This is a genomic window from Hoeflea sp. (assembly GCF_039975035.1).
In the GTDB taxonomy this organism is placed as follows: domain Bacteria; phylum Pseudomonadota; class Alphaproteobacteria; order Rhizobiales; family Rhizobiaceae; genus Hoeflea.
Map to the genome: position 1 here is coordinate 1 of NZ_JBDWHW010000220.1, position 21,116 is coordinate 21,116.

General features: G+C 60.4%; 22 protein-coding genes. 15 read left to right on the forward strand and 7 right to left on the reverse strand.

From position 1 onward, the window contains the following. Window positions 1-18: 18 nt before the first annotated feature. On the reverse strand, window positions 19-1,140 hold the full coding sequence (locus ABJN75_RS19290; protein WP_348441219.1) for an NADH:flavin oxidoreductase: 1,122 nt from the start codon (window positions 1,138-1,140) through the stop codon (window positions 19-21). A gap of 101 nt (window positions 1,141-1,241) precedes the next feature. Here ABJN75_RS19290 and ABJN75_RS19295 point away from each other — a divergent pair, with 101 nt between their 5' ends. The 6 genes from ABJN75_RS19295 (at window position 1,242) to ABJN75_RS19320 (ending at window position 7,018) form a co-directional block, all read left to right on the forward strand. After that, on the forward strand, window positions 1,242-1,610 hold the full coding sequence (locus ABJN75_RS19295; RefSeq protein ID WP_348441220.1) for a helix-turn-helix domain-containing protein: 369 nt from the start codon (window positions 1,242-1,244) through the stop codon (window positions 1,608-1,610). 101 nt (window positions 1,611-1,711) lie between these two features. After that, window positions 1,712-2,458, forward strand: coding sequence for a spermidine synthase (locus ABJN75_RS19300; RefSeq protein WP_348441221.1), 747 nt, complete (start codon window positions 1,712-1,714; stop codon window positions 2,456-2,458). Between the two features lie 35 nt (window positions 2,459-2,493). Continuing rightward, complete coding sequence (locus ABJN75_RS19305) at window positions 2,494-3,159, forward strand: DNA-3-methyladenine glycosylase I (RefSeq protein ID WP_348441222.1); 666 nt, start codon at window positions 2,494-2,496, stop codon at window positions 3,157-3,159. A gap of 465 nt (window positions 3,160-3,624) precedes the next feature. Beyond that, window positions 3,625-4,701: a tellurite resistance/C4-dicarboxylate transporter family protein gene (locus ABJN75_RS19310; RefSeq protein WP_348441223.1), complete on the forward strand. Its 1,077-nt coding sequence runs from the start codon at window positions 3,625-3,627 to the stop codon at window positions 4,699-4,701. A gap of 43 nt (window positions 4,702-4,744) precedes the next feature. Next, window positions 4,745-5,134, forward strand: coding sequence for a hypothetical protein (locus ABJN75_RS19315; protein ID WP_348441224.1), 390 nt, complete (start codon window positions 4,745-4,747; stop codon window positions 5,132-5,134). A 372-nt stretch (window positions 5,135-5,506) separates the two neighbouring features. Beyond that, the gene (locus ABJN75_RS19320; protein WP_348441225.1) at window positions 5,507-7,018 is read left to right on the forward strand and encodes a globin-coupled sensor protein; all 1,512 of its coding nucleotides are present in this window, start codon (window positions 5,507-5,509) and stop codon (window positions 7,016-7,018) included. Between the two features lie 214 nt (window positions 7,019-7,232). Here the strand turns inward: ABJN75_RS19320 and ABJN75_RS19325 are convergent, their stop codons facing one another. Further along, window positions 7,233-8,543 (reverse strand): diguanylate cyclase, encoded by a 1,311-nt coding sequence (locus ABJN75_RS19325; protein WP_348441226.1) that lies wholly within the window; start codon window positions 8,541-8,543, stop codon window positions 7,233-7,235. A 410-nt stretch (window positions 8,544-8,953) separates the two neighbouring features. Between ABJN75_RS19325 and ABJN75_RS19330 the strand changes: the two genes are divergently transcribed. Next, window positions 8,954-9,229: a hypothetical protein gene (locus ABJN75_RS19330; protein WP_348441227.1), complete on the forward strand. Its 276-nt coding sequence runs from the start codon at window positions 8,954-8,956 to the stop codon at window positions 9,227-9,229. Window positions 9,230-9,388: 159 nt separating this feature from the next. After that, the gene (locus ABJN75_RS19335) at window positions 9,389-10,132 is read left to right on the forward strand and encodes a pyridoxine 5'-phosphate synthase (RefSeq protein WP_348441228.1); all 744 of its coding nucleotides are present in this window, start codon (window positions 9,389-9,391) and stop codon (window positions 10,130-10,132) included. Between the two features lie 74 nt (window positions 10,133-10,206). On the opposite strand, the gene ABJN75_RS19340 is transcribed toward ABJN75_RS19335, so the two are convergent. Then, window positions 10,207-11,205 (reverse strand): hypothetical protein, encoded by a 999-nt coding sequence (locus ABJN75_RS19340; protein WP_348441229.1) that lies wholly within the window; start codon window positions 11,203-11,205, stop codon window positions 10,207-10,209. A gap of 210 nt (window positions 11,206-11,415) precedes the next feature. Between ABJN75_RS19340 and ABJN75_RS19345 the strand changes: the two genes are divergently transcribed. The 5 genes from ABJN75_RS19345 (at window position 11,416) to ABJN75_RS19365 (ending at window position 15,996) form a co-directional block, all read left to right on the forward strand. Beyond that, the gene (locus tag ABJN75_RS19345; RefSeq protein ID WP_348441230.1) at window positions 11,416-11,907 is read left to right on the forward strand and encodes a hypothetical protein; all 492 of its coding nucleotides are present in this window, start codon (window positions 11,416-11,418) and stop codon (window positions 11,905-11,907) included. 320 nt (window positions 11,908-12,227) lie between these two features. After that, on the forward strand, window positions 12,228-12,911 hold the full coding sequence (locus ABJN75_RS19350; RefSeq protein ID WP_348441231.1) for a TetR/AcrR family transcriptional regulator C-terminal domain-containing protein: 684 nt from the start codon (window positions 12,228-12,230) through the stop codon (window positions 12,909-12,911). Between the two features lie 77 nt (window positions 12,912-12,988). Then, complete coding sequence (gene ilvC / locus ABJN75_RS19355; protein WP_348441232.1) at window positions 12,989-14,008, forward strand: ketol-acid reductoisomerase; 1,020 nt, start codon at window positions 12,989-12,991, stop codon at window positions 14,006-14,008. Window positions 14,009-14,241: 233 nt separating this feature from the next. Further along, a complete protein-coding gene (locus ABJN75_RS19360; RefSeq protein ID WP_348441233.1) occupies window positions 14,242-14,547 on the forward strand; it encodes a hypothetical protein in 306 nt (101 codons plus the stop codon). 258 nt (window positions 14,548-14,805) lie between these two features. Next, on the forward strand, window positions 14,806-15,996 hold the full coding sequence (locus ABJN75_RS19365; RefSeq protein ID WP_348441234.1) for an acyltransferase family protein: 1,191 nt from the start codon (window positions 14,806-14,808) through the stop codon (window positions 15,994-15,996). Window positions 15,997-16,022: 26 nt separating this feature from the next. Here the strand turns inward: ABJN75_RS19365 and ABJN75_RS19370 are convergent, their stop codons facing one another. Both ABJN75_RS19370 and ABJN75_RS19375 read right to left on the reverse strand, forming a co-directional pair. Beyond that, a complete protein-coding gene (locus tag ABJN75_RS19370) occupies window positions 16,023-16,271 on the reverse strand; it encodes a DUF6552 family protein (RefSeq protein ID WP_348441235.1) in 249 nt (82 codons plus the stop codon). A 12-nt stretch (window positions 16,272-16,283) separates the two neighbouring features. Next, complete coding sequence (locus ABJN75_RS19375) at window positions 16,284-16,988, reverse strand: SDR family oxidoreductase (protein WP_348441236.1); 705 nt, start codon at window positions 16,986-16,988, stop codon at window positions 16,284-16,286. Between the two features lie 109 nt (window positions 16,989-17,097). Here ABJN75_RS19375 and ABJN75_RS19380 point away from each other — a divergent pair, with 109 nt between their 5' ends. After that, the gene (locus ABJN75_RS19380; protein ID WP_348441237.1) at window positions 17,098-17,979 is read left to right on the forward strand and encodes a LysR substrate-binding domain-containing protein; all 882 of its coding nucleotides are present in this window, start codon (window positions 17,098-17,100) and stop codon (window positions 17,977-17,979) included. 6 nt (window positions 17,980-17,985) lie between these two features. Here ABJN75_RS19380 and ABJN75_RS19385 read toward each other — a convergent pair whose 3' ends face one another. Next, a complete protein-coding gene (locus ABJN75_RS19385; RefSeq protein ID WP_348441238.1) occupies window positions 17,986-19,263 on the reverse strand; it encodes a PLP-dependent aminotransferase family protein in 1,278 nt (425 codons plus the stop codon). A gap of 225 nt (window positions 19,264-19,488) precedes the next feature. Continuing rightward, the gene (locus ABJN75_RS19390; RefSeq protein ID WP_348441239.1) at window positions 19,489-19,974 is read right to left on the reverse strand and encodes a GFA family protein; all 486 of its coding nucleotides are present in this window, start codon (window positions 19,972-19,974) and stop codon (window positions 19,489-19,491) included. A gap of 387 nt (window positions 19,975-20,361) precedes the next feature. On the opposite strand from ABJN75_RS19390, the gene ABJN75_RS19395 reads away from it, so the two are divergent. Beyond that, the coding region (locus tag ABJN75_RS19395; protein WP_348441240.1) for a proton-conducting transporter membrane subunit at window positions 20,362-21,116 on the forward strand (755 nt) is incomplete at its 3' end.

Below are 21,116 nucleotides of genomic sequence, written 5' to 3' on the forward strand. Positions count from 1 at the left end.
GTTCCGGCGGCGCTGATGTCAGACCAGTTCGGCGAGCGAGGCCGGGTCGAACGATTTGAGCTTTTCGGTGTCTCCGGTCTTGATTCTGGTCACCCAGTGCGGGTCGCCCAGGATGGCGCGACCGATGGCGATCAGGTCGAATTCCTCGGCCTCCATGCGCCGCACCAGTCCGTCCAGGTTGACCGGAGAGGATGACTGGCCGCCGAAAGCCGCCAGGAATTCGCCCGACAGGCCGACGGAGCCGACCGAAATGGTTGTGGCGCCCGTCAGCTTTTTGGCCCAGCCGGCAAAGTTGAGGCCTTCTGCGCCGTCAATTTCCGGGAATTCCGGTTCCCAGAACCGCCGCTGCGAGCAATGGAAAATGTCAACACCGGCCTCCTTCAGCGGCAGCAACCAGTCGGCCATCTCGTCCGGCGTGGTGGCGAGTCTGGCCTTGTAGTCCTGCTGCTTCCACTGGCTTAGGCGAAGGATCAGCGGCAGATCGGGGCCGAGTGCTGCCCGCGTGGCGGCCACCACTTCGGCGGCGAAACGGGCGCGTTGCTTGAGCGTCGCGCCGCCATAACGGTCGGTGCGCTGGTTGCTGCCCTCCCAGAAGAACTGGTCGATCAGATAGCCATGGGCGCCATGCAGTTCGACCACATCGAAGCCGAGGCGCTTTGCATCGGCGGCGGCGCTGGCGAAGGCCGAAATCGTGTCGGCGATGTCTTCCTCGGTCATGGCAACGCCATTGGGATCGCCGGGACCGTTCAGGCCGGAGGGGCTTTCGACCGGGGCTTCCGGCGTCCATCCGCTCATGCCGCGTGTCGCGCCGGTATGCCAGATCTGCGGTCCCATCTTGCCGCCGGCACCATGCACCGCCTCAATCACATTGGCCCAGCCGGCCAGTGGCTGGTCGCCGTGAAAGAACGGAATGCCGGCCTCGTTGCGCGAAGCCGGCCTGTCGATCACCGTGCCTTCGGACAGGATCAGCCCGACATCGCTCTCGGCGCGGCGGCGGTAATAATCGGCGACATTGGAGCCGGGAATTCCGCCGGGCGAAAAATTCCTGGTCATCGGCGCCATGACGATGCGATTCTTCAGGTTCAGGGATTTCAGCTCGAACGGCTGGAACAGGCTGTCGGTATTGGGGGATGCTGGCATGATCAGGTAAGTCCTTTTCTTGAGAGCCTCTCAGGTATATAGTTTATACCTACGATCAAGACCGCACTTTGAATTGACTAGGTATATTTGAGGAAACCACGATGGATGCGAAAACCTGCCAGAGCTTTTCGGCCACCTGTCCCAGCCGCGAGCTGTTCGATCAGATTGCCGGCAAATGGTCGATGATGGTGCTGACGGTTCTTGATGCCGGGCCGATGCGCTTCAACGCCATCAAGCGGCATCTTGAAGGCATCACCCAGAAAGCGCTGACCGAGTGTCTCAGACGGCTTGAACGCAACGGTCTGGTCGAGCGGCGGGTGCTGCCGACCTCGCCGGTGGGAGTCGAATATGAAATCACCCCGCTTGGACGGACGCTGCAGCCGCCATTCAAGGCGCTCTATGCCTGGACCATGGAGCAGATGCCCGAGGTCGAGGCAGCGCGCCGGGTCTTCGACGCGCGTGACCGCTAAGGCTCGCCCCCACCTTCCGGGCTCATCCACCCTTGCCAGCCGGTGCTTTTCCGGCCATCTGACGGCGTCTACGCAAAAGCACTGCCCGCGAAAGGACGACCATGATCCCCTGGGAACGGCTCGACGCCGCCACGCTTGAAGATGGCGTTGCGCTCAAACTGATGCGCCGCGGCGCCGAATTCTCGATAATGCTCGGCTCCAACGAACTGATGAACAGCCGCTTGAGCGGGTCGGAGGAGGCGCTGGCCGGTCTGTCCGTGGAAAGGCTCGAGGGCAGGGGGCAGCCCCGCATGCTGATCGGCGGTCTCGGCATGGGATTTACTCTGCGCGCCGCGCTCAGATCCCTGAAGGACGATGCCCGCATCACCGTTGCCGAACTGGTGCCGCAGGTCATCGAATGGGCGAAAGGTCCGATGGCCTTGGTGTTTGACAACTGTCTCGATGATCCCCGCGTCAGCCTGCATGAAGCGGATGTCGGCGAACTGATCCGCGGTGCTGCAGGCACTTGGGACGCCATCCTGCTCGATGTCGACAACGGTCCGGAAGGGCTCACCCGCCAAGGCAATGATGCACTCTATTCGGCGCAGGGGCTTGCCGCTGCATTTCGCGCACTGGCTCCCGGCGGCGTCTTTTCGGTCTGGTCCTCTGCGCCCGATCCCGCCTTCACCCGGCGGCTGAAACAGGCAGGTTTTGCGGTCACTGAGGTGCCGACCCGCGCCCGCACCAGCAAACGTGGTGCAACCCACATGATCTGCTGGCGATCAGGCCTGCCTGAACTGCCGCAGCTTCGCTGTCGCCTCGCGCAGATCGGAGCCGCTGGTCTCGCAATCCTGCCATGGCTCGGCTAACATGTGGCCGCGCACAGGACTTTTCGGAGCAATTCATGCGTTCATTTGACCAGATTTTTGCTATTGCAGCGGACCGCAAGGGCGGCGCCGAAGCGCTCAACGCCATGTTGTCACCACCGAAACCGGCCAGTGAGCTGGCAACCATTGCGGACGACCGCTGGCTTGCGGCGATGACCCGGTGTGTGTTTCAGGCGGGGTTCAACTGGAAAGTTGTCGAAAGCATGTGGCCGGGCTTCGAGACGGCGTTTGACGGCTTCGACATCGGCAGATGCGCCATGCTCAGCGACGAGGATTTCGAAAGACTGGTGTCGGACAAACGGATCATCCGCAACGGCGCCAAGATTAAATCTGTGCAGGAAAATGCGGCGTTTGTTCAGGCCCTTGCTGCGGAATACGGAAGTGCCGGCAAAGCGGTCGCAAGCTGGCCGTCAACCGATTTCATCGGCCTTCTTGAACTCTTCAGGAAACGCGGCAGCCGGCTTGGCGGCGCCACCGCACAATATTGCCTAAGGTCGATGGGCAAGGACAGTTTCATCCTGTCGCAAAGCGTCAATGATCGGTTGATTGCCGAGGGTGTCATCGACAAGCCGGCAACGTCCAGAAAGGCGATGTCCGATGTGCAGGCCGCCTTCAACGTCTGGATGGAGCAATCGGGCCGCTCGCTGACCGAAATCAGCCGCGTGCTGGCGATGAGTCTTTAATGCAGATCGCGCTCGAACGGGCTCGTTTGAACGATACCCCACGGGCATGAGGTCAAACGGATTTGGCGCCGCGCCAGGCGCCCCGGGTTTGAAGGCAAGCGCCGCTGCAAGGGCCCGTCATGTTTGCCGGATTGATGGCATCTTCGGTCCGGCTTGATGCTGCCCGGCCCCGATTTCCTGCCGTGGAGCGTTCAGGCGCGTCAATCAGCCTCATCTGCTCATAATCCCGGATGTTGCCGATCTCGCCCTGGTCCGCCGCCGGGCTTTGTGATCTATGCCAGAGGTGGGCCATTGATATGTCTAGCTAAAATCGTGTTCAAAGCCGATTTCAGGGCACGGTTCCGGCCCGTTGCATGGCCTGCAAGGCGGTGCGGACAAGCTCCGCAGCGGCAAGACGCCGCCTCTTGCGGTGTCACTGGCATGGCAGCATACAATGACGTCCTAGTGCAATGATGGAGTGAAGCCATGTCTGTCGAGCCTGGCCACCCGTATGTCTCGTCGGCTCTTGAGCGCTTGCGGCACCCGGATCTCGAAATGCTGTCGCCGGCCTATTTCGGCATGGTCATGGCGACCGGCATCGTCTCGCTCGCGACCATCTGGATCGGCCTGCCGGTGGTGGCGTGGGGGCTGTTTGCGATTGCCCTGGCGGCCTACCTGGTCTTGTGGACGTTGACGGTTCTGCGCATTGCGCGTCACCGCGACCGCTTCTTCGCCGACATGATCGACCATCTGCGCGGCCCGGGTTTTTTCACTATGGTGGCGGCGTCGAGCATTCTCGGCAGTGAATTCATCATCCTGGGCGGCAATATGGTCATAGGGTTCGTACTTTGGCTGATCGCCGTGATCCTCTGGTTCGGCTTGACCTACACAATCTTCACCGCCTTCACGATCAAGGAAAACAAGCCCGCGCTCAATCAGGGCATCAGCGGCGCCTGGCTGCTGGCGGTGGTGGCGACCCAGTCGATCGCCGTGCTTTCCTCCCTGCTGGCCGCCGAAATCGAACAGCCCTACCGGCTTGACCTGAATTTCCTGGCGCTGTCGATGTGGCTGTGGGGCGGCATGCTCTACATCTGGATGATGTCGCTGATCTTCTACCGTTACACGTTTTTCCGGTTCTCGCCGGGTGATCTGTCGCCGCCCTACTGGATCAACATGGGGGCGATGGCGATCTCGACGCTGGCCGGATCGCTGCTGATCATCAACTCCGAGGATGCACCTTTCCTCCATTCCATCGTGCCGTTCATGAAGGGGTTCACGGTGTTCTACTGGGCCACCGGCACCTGGTGGATTCCGATGCTGGTCATTCTCGGCATCTGGCGCCATGTCTACAAGCGCTTTCCGCTGACTTATGATCCGCTCTATTGGGGAGCGGTGTTCCCGCTCGGCATGTATGCGGTCAGCACCTTTCAGATGGCGCGGGCGCTGGGTTTCGACTTCCTGGAAATGCTGCCGACGGTGTTTTCCTGGATTGCGCTGGCGGCCTGGGCCTTGACCTTCAGCGCCTATCTGGCAAGGCTGTTTGCCGCGCCGAAGCCTGCGTGAAAACGGTGCCGGCTACCGGAATGCCTGCGGAAGGTTCAGGCGGATGAAACATCAACTGCAGCGGCAAAGTTCGCTTCGTCTTGCTCTTGCACGGACATTCGCGCCGGAAATCGACGCCTGGCACGGCAATGCCGGGCTTGCCACCGTCTTCTGGTTTTACGGTGTGCTGACCAGCTCCGTCCTGATGCTGTTTTACGCCCGGATGGTCTATCTGCGGCTGGTCATTGCGGAACAATTGCTGCTCGTCGTTTTCGGCCTCTATACGGCCTGGATCCTGATCTCGATATGGCGTTGCTCTGTGGTGTCGGGCAGCTTCTGGGCGCAACTGGCACGGTTCTTGACCGTGGCCTGGGCCGGCAATGCGGCGCTGGTTTTGCTCTTCCGGCAACTCGAACTGCTGGCGATTTTCGCGGGCATTTCAGCCGCCGTTTAAACAACAGCTCTCCAGACATGAAACATACGAAATCTAGTCAAGCCATTGATATTAAAAGTGGATCTCGGTCGATATGGCATCGAGGAATAACCCTGCGCGATGCCGCCGGGGTGGACATAAGGCGCCGGAGCGAAACCACCGCACGGTACTCCGGAATTGATGACAGCAGCGCAACCCGCACCTGCTTCAAGCCTGTAAGATGAAAGATAATTTGCATCAATCGCCATCAAGTACAACAAATCACCAATGATGGTTTACAATATATTAGGCGCGCCATTTGAGGGTGCTTGCGAGACGAACAACGCCATTTTGCAAGCCGGGACAATCGCGTATCGCACGCGATCCCTCTCGACGTAAGTTCAGGAAATAGACATGCATCAGGACAACTCCGACACGCGCGAAATCATGGAAAAGCTCAAGTTTGTGGGAATGGGCGAACAGCACCTGCAAGCCCTCCAAGCTCTCCAGCCCCAGATCGAACGTTCCGTGGGGCCTGCGCTGGACAGGCTTTATAGCCAGGTCACGTCCAACCCTGAAACCGCGCGGCATTTCCGTGACGAATCCCATATTGAACACGCCAAACAAAAGCAGATGGATCACTGGGGGCTGATAGCCTCCGGCAAGTTCGACCGGGATTACATTGACGGCGTGACGCGGATCGGCAAGGTCCATGCGAAACTGGGACTTGAACCAAAATGGTACATCGGCGGCTATTCGCTGATTCTCGAGGAACTGATCACCGCCATCATCCAGACCGAAATCACCGGATTGGGCATGGGCAAAAAAGCCCGCAAGACCAGTTTTGGCGTGGCGTCCGTCGTCAAGGCGGCGCTGATCGATATGGATTACGCCATCTCGGTCTACCTTGATGCCCAAAGCAATGAGCGCGCCAAGATGGAAGCCGAAAATGCGCGGTTGAAAGCCGAGCAGGATATGGCGCTGCGGGCGCTTGACCGCGCTCTTGCCGGATTGTCCGACGGCGATCTCGGCTCCACCATCAACGAGCCACTCGCCGCAGATTTCGATCAGCTCAAGGCCAATTTCAATGCCTCTGTCGGCAAGTTGAACGAAGCCTTCGTCGAGATCATGGCTTCGATCCGGCAATCGAACGCCGACACCCGCGAACTCTCCGGCGCCACCGATGACATGGCGCGGCGAACCGAGCAGCAGGCGGCGGCGCTCGAGCAAACAGCCGCGGCGATCGAGGAGATTTCCACGATCTCGAAGCAATCGGCCCTACGCACCAATGAAGCCCGCCAGGTGGTCGACGAGACTTCCGGGCAGGCGGCGCAATCGGGCGAAACGGTCACCGAGGCAATAGCGGCAATGGGCAAGATCGAGCAATCCTCCAAGAAGATCACCCAGATTATCTCGGTGATCGACGAGATCTCGTTCCAGACCAACCTGCTGGCGCTCAATGCCGGTGTCGAGGCGGCGCGCGCCGGCGAGGCGGGCAGGGGCTTTGCGGTGGTCGCCCAGGAAGTTCGCGAACTCGCCCAGCGCTCGGCCTCCGCCGCCAAGGAGATCAAGGAATTGATCGAAGCCTCGTTCAGCGACGTCCTCACCGGCGTGGCGTTGGTCAACAAGACCGGCGAAGCGCTGAGCAGCATTGGCGGTCAGGTGCACGTTATCAGCGAGCATTTTGCCTCGATCACGCAATCGGCGCAGGAACAGGCAGCCGGAATCGCCGAGATCAACACGGCGGTCACTTCGATGGACCACATCACCCAGCAGAACGCGGCAATGGTCGAACAAACCAATGCGGCGACGCAGAACCTGCTGGGCATCAACCAGACCCTCACGGATCTGGCCGGGCGCTTCACCCTTTCCGGCCAGACCACTCAGGTCATGGCATCATGGTCCGGCACCAACAGGGCTGCCTGACCTATGCCGGATTGCAAGGACTGAAAACTCAAGCGCCGCGCTGTCATCCGGACGCGCGGCGCTTGCAGTTTGCGCGCAAGCTGCTGCCCGCCGCACCGCAACGGAACAATGCCGGCCGGACCGGGCAATCAGCGTGTGATCGCGGAGCAGCCTGCCCGATGAAGCCCACGGGCGATACCGAACAGGGAAAGTATGTCGCCCGCCGCCGCAGCGTTCAGCCTGTGCCTACCATGCATCTGTCCCGCCCCGCATGCTTTGCCTCATACAACGCATCGTCGGCCCGGCGTATCAGTGCGGCCAGATCGTCGCCCGGTGCAAATGTCGCCACACCGACGCTGATGGTGATGCGCAGCAACTGGCCTTCATAGGCAAATGGCAGCTCGGCTATCGTGGCGCGAAGTTTCTCGGCGTTGCGGATTGCTCCCTGAGCATCGGTTTCGGGCAAAAGAACGCCGAATTCCTCGCCGCCGATGCGGCCGATCACGTCGTGCGAGCGTATCACGCCTTTCCAGCGTTCCACCAGTTGCTTGAGAACCAGATCACCAGCGGCATGCCCGTTGCGGTCGTTGACCTTTTTGAAGTGGTCCACGTCCAGTAGAAGCAACGACAAATTGCCGCCGTGTCGGCGCGCCTTGTCGATCTCGTTACTCGAAAGTTCCATGAAACGGTGTCTGTTCATGGCGTCGGTCAGGCTGTCCGTCCAGGCCAGCCGGGCCAGCTCCCGCTCCTGCCGCTTGAGTGTTGTCACATCAAAGCGGAAGCCGACAATGCCACCTTCGCTGGTCCTGCGCTCTTCAACCCTGAGCCATTTGTCCCCTGGAAGTTGCTGTTCAATCGGCCCGGCAGGGTTGAGATGCAGATCCAGACGCTTGTCGATCCAGGCTTCTTCGTCGCCGATGGCTTCGGGATGTTGGCCATTTTCAACACCCTTGCGGATTATATCTTCAAAATCCGCGCCGGGAACGATGAATGCGGCGCTTTCCGCGTAGATCTCGCGGTAACGCTCGTTGCAATAGACCAGCCGATCGTCCTTGTCGTAAAGTACGAAACCGTTGGGCAGGCTCTCCATTGCGTCTACAAAACGGCGTTCCGCCGCATCCGCGCGGTTGATCACCAGGCGCATTTCAAGCGCGTCGATGACCATCGCGGCCAGATCGGCGAGTGATCGCCTGTCGGCCTCGCTGAAGCTGCGCGGTTTGCTGTCGATGATGGCCACCGTGCCCAGGTTGTGGCCGCCGCTGGCGCGCAGGGGAGCCCCGGCATAAAATCGCAGGTAGGGTTCGTTGGTCACAAACGGATTGTCGGCGAAACGTTCATCTTCCAGTGCGTCCTCGACAACGAAGACGTCATCCTGGCAAATCACATGGCTGCAGAACGTAAACCGTCTTTCGACTTCGGTAGTGCTGGCGCCGACCTGCGCCTTGAACCATTGCCGCTTGTCCTCGATCAGCGAAACAACAGCGACCGAGACATCGAACATTTGCGCAGCCAGCCGTGCAATCCTGTCGTAGGATTCTTCCGGCATGCTGTCGAGAATCCTGTAGCTTCGCAACTTGGCAACGCGTTCGGTTTCATGCGCAGGCAGGGGGTGAAATGGCAAGTTGGATCGAGCCTTTGCTTGGTTTCCGGGGCAACCTTTGACGTTGCGCTGGTTTTGCTGTTGCGCAGCGGCAATTCGATCGCCTGTTGACCTGTTCAGGCTCGACATACGCGGGGGGCATCCCGTTTCGAGCCAAAACGTACCGGCGAGAATAGGAACGCCGGTTCTGAAGACAACCCGAGTTTATTGACGGATCCCTAACAAACCGCTTTCGCGTGAACCCGAAAAATTGCCGGCTGGCCAAATTTTTCTGACAGTTCGGTTCGGGAATGGGTCTAATTCTTAACGATGTCGGGGTAGTGTCAGTCAGAATGATGACGACGAGGAAGATCCACATGCGCTATCTGGCAGCAATCACCGGTCTGGGGAGCGGTTTTCTGGCCGCAGCGCCGGCCCACGCTCTGGATTTTGACCGCCTGCTCAAGCAAGCCTTCGGATCTTCCGATCCGAGTGAACTGGGCGGTCCGATCTTCGCGTTGATCGGGATCGCTGCAGTGCTGTTTTTCTGGGGTGCGCTCAGAATCGGCAAGAAGCGCCAGCGCCGGATGATCCAGTCCTACGACGCGCAGATACAGGATTACTCGGCACGTCTGCGCCGCGGCAAGTTCTGAACAGCCGGGGTCGGGGCGGCCAATGTCGCGGGTTTGGGTTTGATTCATTCAAAACCGGAATGGTCGCTTTCCCGAAATTCACTTCACATCTTCAGCCAATGCTTTAGGAAATCCTGAGGGCCGCAGGCTCTGTCCGTTGTCTTCATCCATGAGGCCGCCATGCCCGCCGAGCTTTCCGTCAACCTCAACGCCATCGCCATGCTGCGCAACCGGCGCGATTTGCCCTGGCCCAGCGTCACCGGCCTGGGACGCATCGCGCTGTTGAACGGCGCCCACGGGCTGACGGTTCACCCCAGACCGGATCAGCGCCACATCCGCTTTTCCGATCTTCCCGGCATCCGGGCGCTGATCGATGATGAATTTCCTCAGGCCGAATTCAACATCGAAGGCTATCCGACCGATGATTTTCTCGATCTGGTGGAGGCCAATGCGCCCGAACAGGTCACGCTTGTTCCCGATGATCCGTCACAGGCGACATCAGATCATGGCTGGGATTTCGCGGGGCAGGGCAATTTCCTGCGCGCCGTGGTGCAACGGCTGAAGAAGAATGGCGCCCGGGTATCGCTGTTTTGCGATCCCGACGCCGACCGTGCAAGCCTTGAGGCTGCCAAGGCCACCGGTGCGGACCGGGTGGAATTCTACACCGGTCCCTATGGCGGGACCTTTGACGATCCGGTTCGCGCCGCAGCCGAGCTTGAAAAACTTGAGCAATCCGGCAGGATCGCCGCCGAACTGGGGCTCGGCGTCAATGCCGGTCATGACCTCACGGTCGAAAATCTGCCGGCGCTCGCCCGGGCGCTGCCCAATCTTGTCGAAGTCTCGATTGGCCATGGCCTGACCGCAGACGCGCTGGAATACGGCATGGCCGAAACCGTGCGGCGTTTCATCCGGGCTTGCGGCTGAAGCGTGTTTCGCTCCGACCTGCCTCCATCAGCCGCGGCTGACCGGCAAGGGGGGCAGCTTCAGCGCTGGCGGACTCAGGCCAGATCGAGCGTGACCGGGAAATGGTCGGATGCCGCACGCAGCATTTTCTTGTGCGGTGTGGCGGCGTCGAGCTGGTAGGGGTTCCACACAAGATGCGGATCCGCGCCCGCGACCTTGAGGTCGAGCGAAACCAGAACGTGGTCGATCAGCACGTTGACCGGGTCTTCGGTGAACCGGTCGGTGAAGCGCGCCGATGACGGCTCGAAGCCGAAATTCCCCCATTTCGGTTTTCCGCCCCAGCTCTTGACGATCTTCTCCGGGTTGAACACGTGGCCCATAACGGTTTCCACCGCCGAGCGGGCGAAGCGGAATTCGACGGCGTCCATTCCCGGCCCGTCATTGATGTCGCCCATGATGACGACCGAACGTGCGTCATCGAGCCAGTCATCGATACGCAGGCGGATATGCGAGCATTCGGCGAACAGCTTGCGCCGGTTGCGCATCTCTTCGCGCTGGTAGTGGATCAGGTCGTTCTTTGAGAAAATGCCTTTTGACTTGGCGTGCACCACCGCCAGGTGAAAGCTCGCGCCGGTGTCGAGCCGGGTTACCCTGGCTTCGAGTGGTGGCCGGTAGTGCGCGTAGATCTCGCGAACACCGTCTTCATCACTGTCGAATTCGAAAGGCTTGTTGAAAGGCGGGTTTTTGGTGCTTGAAGTCTTGCCGCCCGGATCATGGTCGACGCTCACCCTGGCCGGGTCGTAGAGCACGGCGATTTCCTGGCGTCCGCGCGAGGTAAATCCGATCATCGCCTTGCTCTGGCGCAAGCCGTGATGTGCCGCAAAACTCTCAAGGCAGGCCACCGTGCTCTTGCCTGTCGAGGCGGTGGTGCCCGGTGCTTCGACGATACCGGTCAGGTCCGCGTCGATTTGCTTGATCACGCCGGCGACGGCTTCAAGTCGTGTCACGGATTTCGTGTCGGTCAGCATCTGGTTGCGATGGTCAAAGAGGTTATCGAACCATTCCAGATTGTAAGAGCATAAGCGAAGCGGCATGTCGGATCCTCCGCGATTGCGTCCATGAAACATTCTGCATCAGGGAGTGTACCACAAGGTTGCGAGGAGTTGGAGTTGGCAACCAAGGGTATCTGGTGTCCGGGTAGTCGGTGGGCGAGGGCGGATGGCGGACAATCCGTCACGCGCTATCACGCTTGAAATTGTCACGCTGCTCGGCCAGAAAGCGGCGGTGCTGTGACAGGAGACACGATGAGTCGGCTCAAAATCAACCTGCTGGTGATGCTCTTGCCTCTGGCGCTGGCGGGCTGTGTTTCGCAGCCCTCGTCCGGCTCCGCCTCGAGGCCCCCCGCCGTCGATCTCGATGCCGTGCTGCCGCCGCAAAGCCTGTTGCGCGATGACACGATTGCCGCCCTGACCCATGACCGCAATCAAAGCCGTCTGGGCTATGTCGGCGTCTGGGCCACCGATGGCGACAAATGCGCGATGATGGACCAGACCGCCTTTGAAGGGTTTGCGGTCATCACCCCCGACAGCATTCGCCGGTCGAGCGGAACCTGCACCTTCGAGCCCGGCACGCCGGGCGAGACATCCGCGCGCTTCGACGCCACCTGCAAGGCAAGGAAAAAGACCACCGTAAAGCAGTCATACTCGGTGCAGATGCTCAACAGCGAAACGCTGTATCTGGGCACCGCGCCCGACAAGTCCGCAACCAGAATGGTGCGCTGCCGTTTGCAGAAGTGAGCCAGTCGCCGGCTTTGAAATCGGTCGACTGCGCCGGTTGCGGCGCGCTGAACAGTCGGGATCAGCAACTTAAAAGCTGCCGAAAACGAAATGCTATACCGGGTATCCGCCGGACAAGCTCGACGCTGCGCAAGAGTATCGCGTGTTCGAGGCACCGTTCTCATCTCTCTTCGATGTCAGAAAAAACCGCATTGACATGCGCGTTCTCGATGCTCGCGCGGACTGGAACAAGGGCGGCGAGTAGCTGGAAGAAAGCGGAACTTTACGGTTGGTTTCGTTTCGCCTTGACACAGTACCGTACGGTACGGTACATGCCGTTCATGAACATGATTCTGGCTTCCGAGACTGCTCCCAAGCAGACCGCTGCGCCCGCCGATGCCGCCTTTGGCGCATCAGCGGGCGAGGAGCTGTCCGAGCGTCAGAGGGAAGTGCTTGATGCGGTGCTCAAGCTAATGGTGGCCGAGGGCGACGGGTTTTCCGTCGCCGCTGTGGCCCGCGCCGCGAGCTGCTCCAAGGAGACGCTTTACAAGTGGTTTGGCGACCGCGACGGGCTGCTCACCGCCACCGTGCGCTGGCATGCCTCCAAGGTGCGGATGCCGAAATTGCCGAGCGACCGGCTGACGCGCGAAGGCCTTGAGGTGGCGCTCACCGGCTTTGCCAGAAGCTGGCTCACCGTGATCACCGGCGAGCTTTCGATCGCGCTCAACCGCGCCGCCGTCTCCCATGCCGGATCAGACAAGAGCCGGCTTGGCGAAATCGTCTTGACCAACGGGCCGTTTGCGATGAAACAGCGCATCGAACCGCTGCTCGAAGCGGGCAGGGACGCAGGACTGCTGGCGTTCGCTGACGTGGCCGACGGCTTTCGCAGCTTTTTCGGGCTGGTCGTTGCGGATACGCAGATCCGGTTGCTTCTGGGGGAGGGCAGCCAGCCGGATGAAGCCGAAATCAACACCATCTCCGCTCGGGCGGTGACAAAATTCCTCAGCCTCTACGGGCAGGGGTAGCAAACGTGAATACGGCGGCGGGCGATGGGCCTGGCGCTGACACAACGACAATAAACGCCAACCAACGGGAGTGTCTCATGCGCGTATATTATGATCGCGACGCCGATCTCAATCTGATCAAGTCGAAGAAAGTGGCCATCATCGGTTACGGGTCCCAAGGCCGGGCGCATGCGCTCAACCTCAAGGATTCGGGCGCTACCAATGTCGCCGTGGCGCTGCGCGAAGGCTCGGCAACCGCCAAGAAGGCCGAAGCCGACGGCTTCAAGGTGATGAGCGTCGCCGATGCCGCCGCATGGGCCGACCTGATGATGATGGCGACCCCGGACGAGCTGCAGGCCGACATCTACAAAGACCACATCGAAGCCAACATCCGCGATGGCGCGGCGATTGCCTTCGCTCACGGTCTCAACGTCCATTTCGGCCTGATCGAACCAAAGTCCACTGTCGACGTGGTGATGATTGCGCCCAAGGGCCCCGGCCACACCGTGCGCGGCGAATACCAGAAGGGCGGCGGCGTGCCGTGCCTGATCGCCATTCATCATGATGCATCGGGCAACGCCCACGATCTGGCTCTCAGCTACGCCTGCGGCGTTGGCGGCGGCCGTTCGGGCATCATCGAAACCAACTTCCGCGAAGAGTGCGAAACCGACTTGTTCGGCGAGCAGGTGGTTTTGTGCGGCGGTCTGGTCGAACTGATCCGCGCCGGTTTCGAAACGCTGGTCGAAGCCGGTTACGCACCGGAAATGGCCTATTTTGAGTGCCTTCACGAGGTCAAGCTGATCGTCGACCTGATCTACGAAGGCGGCATCGCCAACATGAACTACTCGATCTCAAACACCGCTGAATGGGGCGAATATGTTTCCGGCCCGCGCATCATCACCGCCGAGACCAAGGCCGAAATGAAGCGCGTTCTCACCGACATCCAGACCGGCAAGTTCACCTCCGAGTGGTTGCAGGAATACAAGGGTGGCGCAGCCCGCTTCAAGGGCATCCGCCGCATGAACGACCGTCACCAGATCGAGGAAGTCGGCGAAAAGCTGCGCGGCATGATGCCATGGATCAAGGGCAACGCCCTGGTCGACAAGGCCAAGAACTGATCCTTTTCGCATAAATTTGAAACGACAAGGCCGGGGCGCAATCCCCGGCCTTTTGTCATCTCCGCGTGGTGGTCCACCCAGTGGTCAGCTCGATGGTTTGTGGCGTGACCGCCGTACCCACTGGTAAAATTATCGAACAATAATTGGCTGAAGACCGGAACCAATTCCGTCGCCAGGCATTCTATCTCCGTAATCAACAACCAGAGGCTCACGCCTTGCTTGAGGAGTTAAAAATGAAAAAGATTCTTGCTGCTACCGCCATGACAATGTTCTTTGCCGCCGGTGCAATGGCTCAGACAAATGCCAACAACACCCGCACTGAACTTGACGCCTACGCCGACGGCGACACCGCTGTGTGGGACATGATGATGGATGAAAAGGGCATGGACCGCGACGACGCGGACTTCCAGGCTCGCTGGGATGGTGCCACGCCGGAACAGCAGACTGCTCTTAAGGACGCCTGCACCAAGGCCCAGGAAGCCAAGGTTGAATTCTCTGACATGGTCGCCAGCCGTTGCAAGACCGCTTCCGGCAACTAACATCTGCCTGTGACGATTCAGTCATGCCAGCCGGCGCTTAGCGTCGGCTGGCTTTTTGTGTCCGGGGTATGCCGAAACGGGATAATGCCCTCCGCGATAAACCCCGGCCATGGCCGGGCAGGTCCCATTCGCAGCGCGACATCCGTTAACAGAAACAATTTGAAACAAATCACCATGCTCATGACAACCCGGATTTAAGGCTTCCTGGCATAGTCTGCGAACAGGAATTTTCAGACGAACGCAATTTGGGAATATGCCATGAGCACCGGGGTCGGCCAAAAGCAGGATCGTCTGCACTACTGGGATTTTTCCCGGGCGCTCTATCTGGTGCTTGGCATTCCGTTTCATGCCGCCGTGATCTATTCGCTGACCCATGAATGGTCGGTGAGTTCTCCCGACAAGAGCCAGGTGCTCACCTGGTTAGCCGATTTCCTCCACACTTTCCGCATGCCGGGGTTCTTCATTCTGGCCGGCATGTTCTCGATCATGCTGCTTGAGCGGCAAGGCGCGCGCGCGTGGCTCGCAAGTCGTCTGGTCCGCCTCGGCCTGCCGCTGTTGTGTGCAACACTGCTGATCTTGCCGTTCCAGATCGTTGTGCAGTCGGTGGCGCTCACCCTCACCGGCGCGTTGCCAGTGCCCGAACTTCAGGCGCACATCGTCGCCCAGCTCACCCATTTCGGCGAGCCCTGGATCTCGCATCTGTGGTTCCTGTGGGCGCTGATCGCCTATTGCGTGGCGCTGGCGGGGCTGCATGGCCTCATCGGCGGGGCGAGGTTGCGCCAACGTGTCAACGGACTGGTCGGATGGGTCGGCGACAACCGTATCCTGTCACTCTCGGCTTTTGCCGCGATCTGCCAGTTGGCCGCCCAGGCCCAGACGGCGATCACCACAGCCAGTCCCTATTACGGCAACGCCGTCATCAATTATAATCTTTACGCACCCTATTTCGGTTTCGGCGTGGTGTTGTTCTACAGCCGGACGGTGCACGATCTACTGCTCCGGCCCGGCGTCGCCACTCTTGCCGCGGGCGTCGGCCTGGTGACATTTTCGCAGATCTCCTATGCCGGGCTTTTCACCCACACGCTTGCGGTGATGGCGGGGATATTCGGTGCGCTGATGATCGTCGGTTTCATCTCCGGTCTGGCGCGGCGCCATTTCAGCCACCCCGACGGCCGTATCCGCAGACTGGTCGATGCCTCTTTCACCATCTACCTGTTTCACCATCCGGTGATCTATGTGCTGGCAACTGTGTTCCTGTTGATCAACCTGCCACCGGTTGTCGAGTTCGCCATCATCGCTCCCGCGGCCGGTGTGATTGCCTATGGCATCCATCTGCTCTTCATGCGCAGCCGCATCGCCATGCTGATGTTCAATGGCGTGATGCCAAAACCGGTCCGCACCGTGCCAGCCGCCGCATCTGGCGGCTCCCCGGTGGGCCTTATCCGCTGAAAGGGTAGGGGCGAGGCTGGCAAGCCTCACCCCGCACTCATGCCCGCCACCATCGCCGCCAGCGCCACGATGTGGATCAGCATGATCGCCTTGTCGTTCCACAGCACACCGACCGCGAACCAGCCGAAAACGCCGACGACGAACAGATAGAGGTTCCACGGCGTCCAGCCGAAACCGGTCGCCGTGTAGCCCAGAATCTGAACGATCGACGCCGCCCATTTGACCGCAAAGGCGATCCGGTCGCTGGAAACATGTGAAACAACTGCTGTCGTCATGGTTGTGTGTCCTTATACCGAGCGGGTGAGGCCACCGTCGATGCGCAGGTTCTGGCCGGTGATGTAGGCCGCATCGTCGGACGCCAGATAGGAAATCAGCGAGGAGACTTCGCGGGCATGGCCATAGCGGCCCATCGGGATCCGCGCCTTGCGGTCTTCGGTTTCAGGCAGCGAGTCGATGAAACCCGGCAGCACATTGTTCATGCGGATGTTCTTGGCCGCATAGCGGTCGGTGAAAAGCTTGGTAAAGCTCGCCAGACCCGCGCGGAACACACCCGAGGTGGGAAACAGCGGATCAGGTTCGAACGCGGCAAAGGTCGAGATGTTGAGGATCGTGCCGCCGCCTTGGGCTTCCATGTGCGGCGTGACCAGCCGTGTCGGACGGATCACGTTCATCAGGTAGACATCCATGCCCTTGTGCCAGTCGTCATCGCTGATGCTCAGAATGTCGCCCTTCGGTCCGTGACCGGCGGAATTGACCAGCACGTCAACGCGCCCCCAGGCCTTGACCGCCTTGTCGACAAAACCCGCAAGCGCCTCCGCATCGAGATTGGAGCCGGTATGGCCGATGCCGCCCAGTTCCTCGGCCAGCGCCTCTCCCTTGCCCGACGAGGACAGGATGGCCACCTTGAAACCGTCAGCCGCGAGCCTGCGTGCCGCGTCCGCGCCCATGCCGCTGCCGCCGGCGGTGATCAATGCAACCTTGTGATCGCTCATGATGTCTCTCCTTGAAAACCTGTCCTTGTGGTACCGGGCGGACGAGTGATTGACCAATCATGTTTTCTCGCCCAGACTGTAGAAAATCTACTGTCATACGGAGCGCGCCATGCGTCTGCCCAATCTCAATGGCGTGCGTGCCTTTGAATGCGCCGCGCGTCAACTCAATTTCCGCCTTGCCGCTGAGGAGCTGAACCTGACCCAGGGCGCTGTCGCCCAGCAGGTGCGCAAGCTCGAAACCTCGCTTGGCCAGAAACTGTTTGTCCGCAAACCACGCGGGCTGGAACTGACCGAAAAGGGCGCGGCCTATTTCAACGAAATTCACGCCGCACTGACCCGCATTGAACAGGCCACCGCCCGGCTGGCGCCTCAAAGCCGCAGCGTCGTGCTCTCCGTGCCGCCGTCATTTGCCTCAATGTGGCTGATGCCGCGGCTCATCGATTTTGAAGCCCGCTATCCAGAGGTCGACCTGCAGGTGCTGGCGTCCGAAAAGCTGGCGGATTTCGGCGCGGACGGCGTTGACCTTGTGGTGCGTCAGGCGGCTCCGCCCTTTACTGCGGACCTAAGATCGGTGCTGCTTGCGCCGCTCGATCTGGTCGCCGTCGCCAGCCCTGCCTATCTTGAAACCGCGCCGCCAACCGATGAACTGGAGCGGTTCCGGGCGCACCGGCTGCTCGAGGATGGCCACCGCCACTGGCTTCGCCTGCTCGGCAGCGACGAAATCAAAGGACCCGCGGCCCGCGTCTCCCGCTTTAACCAGACAGCGCTGGCCATCGGAGCGGCCCGCGCCGGCCGCGGTGTGGCAATCGCGGCGGAAACCCTGGTCAAGCCGGATATCGAGGCAGGCGATCTCAAGGTTGTCTGGCGCGACGAGACCAAATCGGCGACCGGCTTTTACGCCGTGGGATTGGCGCGCACACACCGCTTAGCCCGGAACCGCGATCAACTGGCGGGCTGGCTCTGCGAACAATTCGGAACCGTTTGGAGTTAGGGATAGCTAACCGCCCCGAACCACGCGTCCCAGCCGCTTGATGCCTTCCTCGATCATTGCCTCGTTTGCACACGAGAATGACAGCCGGAGCGTGTTGGCGCCGGAGCCGTCGGCGAAAAACGCCTTGCCGGGAACGAAGGCGACGCGTTCGGTTTTCAGGCTTTCGGCCAACAGCGCCGCGCCGTCAAACCCCTCGGGCAGGGTGACCCAGACGAACATGCCGCCATCGGGTTTGGTCCAGCTCACGCCTTCGGGCATGTAGCTGCCAAGCGCTGCCAGCATTGCGTCACGGCGCTTGTGGTAGGTTGCCTTGATCTTCGCCACCTGGGCCTCGAAGCCGTTTGACGCAACGGTGTGGATCGCCATCTGGTTGAGCGTCGCCGAATGCAGATCGGCGGCCTGCTTGATCAGCACCAGTTTGGAAATCACCGGCTTCGCGGCGCAGACCCAGCCGACGCGCAAGCCCGGCGCCAGCGTCTTGGAGAAGCTGCCGCAATAGATGGTGCGGGTGTTCTCGATTGAGCCGTTGCGGGCAATGTCGAGCGCCAGCAGCGGAGGGACCTCGTCCCCGTCGTAGCGCAGCGACTGGTAGGCCGCGTCCTCGATCACCGCGATGTCGAGTTCGCTGGCAAGATCGAGAATGTTCTGCCGTGCCGAGGCGGCCAGCGTCTCGCCGGTGGGGTTGGCGAAATCGGCCGAGGCATAGGCGAATTTCACCTTTCCGCCCCCGGGGCCCTTTGCCGTTGCGGTCTCGCGAAAATCATCCGCCGAGCGGTTGCCCAGCGGGGTGAGGCGGTCATAGTTCGGCTCATAGGCGTTGAACGCCTGCAGCGCGCCGAGATAGGTCGGCCAGCCGACCAGCGCGGTGTCCCCCTTCGACAAAAACAGTTTGCCGAGATAATCCAGCGCCTGCTGCGAGCCCGAGGTGATCATGATGTTGTCGGCGCTGCACTCGACCCCGAGCGAGGCCATGCGGCTGACCAGCCAGTCGCGCAACGGCCTGTAGCCTTCGCTGACCGAGTATTGCAGCGCAGCGCCCCGGCTCGCGCCGCTCAGCGCCGCCGTCAGCGCCGCGCCAAAAGCTTCGGCCGGAAACAGCGCCGGGTCGGGAATGCCGCCGGCAAACGAGATCACGTCCGGCTGGTCAAGCAGCTTCAGCAGTTCGCGGATTTCCGACGCCTTCATCCGCTCCGCCCGGGTGGCGAAAAACGCCGGCCAGTCGAGGCCGTGGGCTGCCGATATGCCGCCGGCGGTCGCCGAATCCTGTTGCATCTGCGTGGACATGCTTTCCTCCCGGCGAGCGTCGCGACATTTGGTCGAACGCGGTGTGGTGTCGTGGCGATCCAGGTTGATACAGGGTCGTTTGGCCCGGTTGGGCCCGTTTGCGCGCAACAAACCTGCGTCAGTGGAGATCAGGAAGCAAGATTGATCACGAACCTGATTTTGTGTCAACAATACTGACCTATTATTTGCGCCATCCCGGATGAGCGCGATCCGTCGTCGCATCGCTCATGTTGCGATTTTGTGATGTGTTTCGAAAACCGTTTCCGGCTGTGCCGTTCCCTCATTGGAACGGGCGTGCTCACAATAGGTCGGAATGCCCGCAGGGATGATGGTGTCGGATCGCGCAACGTTCAGGAAGATGTGCTTTGACGAAGCCGGATCGACCGAAAACCAGCACGGCTCGTCATACGTTCCGGCATAGATGCCGATTGCGCCGGCAAAACGCTCGAAGCTCAGCCAGAGCTTGGTGCCGCAGTCACTGCAAAAATGGACATGCACGGTTTTCCCCGATCCCCCGGAGACCTGATCGAAAACCTTGGGCGATCCCGCAAGAAGGCTGAAGTCATCAATGCCGAAGATCGGCTCGACCATGTAAGCCGAGCCGGTTGCCCTCTGGCAGAACCGGCAATGACAGATGGTCACGTGAGTTGGCGCGGCCAGGGTTGCGTAGCGAATGCGGCCACAAAGGCACCCTCCTTCATTTCTCGTCATCGACGGTTCTCCTGCACGGATGCAATCTGCAACAAAAATGTATCACACGTACACTTGCGGACCAACGCCGAAGTCGAAGCCATGGCAACAGGCAGTTTCGGGCGCGGACAGGCCATTCCTTCTTGACTGCAGCCTGTCGGTTGCGGCGGGCGGAGTGGTCTTTTCCGGCCGATGAGGTAGAGCACAGGCCATGATGGACTCAAGTGCCATCACTGTGGCGCGGCTGCAAAGGATAGCGGCGGGTCAGATACAAGATGCGGCAAATTGCACCGGAGATTTTCCAGCAAATATGAACGCGCTGCCTTGTTCTTGACCTTTGTGATGTCTAAGTGACGAATACAAAACCGCAACAAGCGGATACCAGAGGGAAACTCCCGGGGACTTTTTATGAGCGCATCCGCGCCAGGCGCGACTTTTATTGTCTTGATGTTGCCATTTCTGGCAGCACTGATAGCCCCATGGCTGACCCGTCGTCTTGGTCACAATGCCGCCTGGCTGCTGGCCTTGGCACCGGTTGCGATTTTCGTCCATTTCCTTGGATTTTCGACAGAGATAGCCAATGGCGGCATCGTCACCGGCGGCTTCAAATGGGTGCCGTCCTTCAATGTCAGTTTCTCCTGGCTGATTGATGGCCTGTCGCTGACATTTGTGCTGCTGATTTCGGGCATCGGCGCGCTGATCATGCTCTATTCCGGCGGCTATCTCAAAGGCCATGACCAACTGGGCCGGTTCTTCTCTTTCATGCTGTTGTTCATGGGGTCGATGCTCGGCGTCGTTATCTCCGACAGTTTCCTGATGCTGTTTGTCTATTGGGAACTGACCTCGATCACCTCCTTCCTGCTGATCGGCTTCGACCATACCCGCGAAGCTTCGCGCCGTGCCGCGTTCCAGGCGCTGGTGGTGACAGGCGGCGGCGGCCTGGCATTGCTCGCCGGTCTTCTGGTGATCTGGAACATCACTGGCGTCAGCCAGATTTCGTTGCTGCTGATTCTCGGCGATGAATTGCGCAACAGCCCGTTCTATCTCATGGCGCTGCTGTTGGTGCTTGGCGGGGCGTTTTCCAAATCAGCCCAGTTCCCGCTGCATTTCTGGTTGCCCAATGCCATGGAGGCGCCGACACCCGTGTCGGGCTGCCTGCATTC

Bases quoted from the DNA above. Each gene is read 5' to 3' on its own strand.
- ABJN75_RS19290 (WP_348441219.1), bottom strand. From the start codon at position 1,140: ATGCCAGCATCCCCCAATACCGACAGCCTGTTCCAGCCGTTCGAGCTG.
- ABJN75_RS19295 (WP_348441220.1), top strand. From the start codon at position 1,242: ATGGATGCGAAAACCTGCCAGAGCTTTTCGGCCACCTGTCCCAGCCGC.
- ABJN75_RS19300 (WP_348441221.1), top strand. From the start codon at position 1,712: ATGATCCCCTGGGAACGGCTCGACGCCGCCACGCTTGAAGATGGCGTT.
- ABJN75_RS19305 (WP_348441222.1), top strand. From the start codon at position 2,494: ATGCGTTCATTTGACCAGATTTTTGCTATTGCAGCGGACCGCAAGGGC.
- ABJN75_RS19310 (WP_348441223.1), top strand. From the start codon at position 3,625: ATGTCTGTCGAGCCTGGCCACCCGTATGTCTCGTCGGCTCTTGAGCGC.
- ABJN75_RS19315 (WP_348441224.1), top strand. From the start codon at position 4,745: ATGAAACATCAACTGCAGCGGCAAAGTTCGCTTCGTCTTGCTCTTGCA.
- ABJN75_RS19320 (WP_348441225.1), top strand. From the start codon at position 5,507: ATGCATCAGGACAACTCCGACACGCGCGAAATCATGGAAAAGCTCAAG.
- ABJN75_RS19325 (WP_348441226.1), bottom strand. From the start codon at position 8,543: ATGCCGGAAGAATCCTACGACAGGATTGCACGGCTGGCTGCGCAAATG.
- ABJN75_RS19330 (WP_348441227.1), top strand. From the start codon at position 8,954: ATGCGCTATCTGGCAGCAATCACCGGTCTGGGGAGCGGTTTTCTGGCC.
- ABJN75_RS19335 (WP_348441228.1), top strand. From the start codon at position 9,389: ATGCCCGCCGAGCTTTCCGTCAACCTCAACGCCATCGCCATGCTGCGC.
- ABJN75_RS19340 (WP_348441229.1), bottom strand. From the start codon at position 11,205: ATGCCGCTTCGCTTATGCTCTTACAATCTGGAATGGTTCGATAACCTC.
- ABJN75_RS19345 (WP_348441230.1), top strand. From the start codon at position 11,416: ATGAGTCGGCTCAAAATCAACCTGCTGGTGATGCTCTTGCCTCTGGCG.
- ABJN75_RS19350 (WP_348441231.1), top strand. From the start codon at position 12,228: ATGAACATGATTCTGGCTTCCGAGACTGCTCCCAAGCAGACCGCTGCG.
- ilvC (WP_348441232.1), top strand. From the start codon at position 12,989: ATGCGCGTATATTATGATCGCGACGCCGATCTCAATCTGATCAAGTCG.
- ABJN75_RS19360 (WP_348441233.1), top strand. From the start codon at position 14,242: ATGAAAAAGATTCTTGCTGCTACCGCCATGACAATGTTCTTTGCCGCC.
- ABJN75_RS19365 (WP_348441234.1), top strand. From the start codon at position 14,806: ATGAGCACCGGGGTCGGCCAAAAGCAGGATCGTCTGCACTACTGGGAT.
- ABJN75_RS19370 (WP_348441235.1), bottom strand. From the start codon at position 16,271: ATGACGACAGCAGTTGTTTCACATGTTTCCAGCGACCGGATCGCCTTT.
- ABJN75_RS19375 (WP_348441236.1), bottom strand. From the start codon at position 16,988: ATGAGCGATCACAAGGTTGCATTGATCACCGCCGGCGGCAGCGGCATG.
- ABJN75_RS19380 (WP_348441237.1), top strand. From the start codon at position 17,098: ATGCGTCTGCCCAATCTCAATGGCGTGCGTGCCTTTGAATGCGCCGCG.
- ABJN75_RS19385 (WP_348441238.1), bottom strand. From the start codon at position 19,263: ATGTCCACGCAGATGCAACAGGATTCGGCGACCGCCGGCGGCATATCG.
- ABJN75_RS19390 (WP_348441239.1), bottom strand. From the start codon at position 19,974: ATGACGAGAAATGAAGGAGGGTGCCTTTGTGGCCGCATTCGCTACGCA.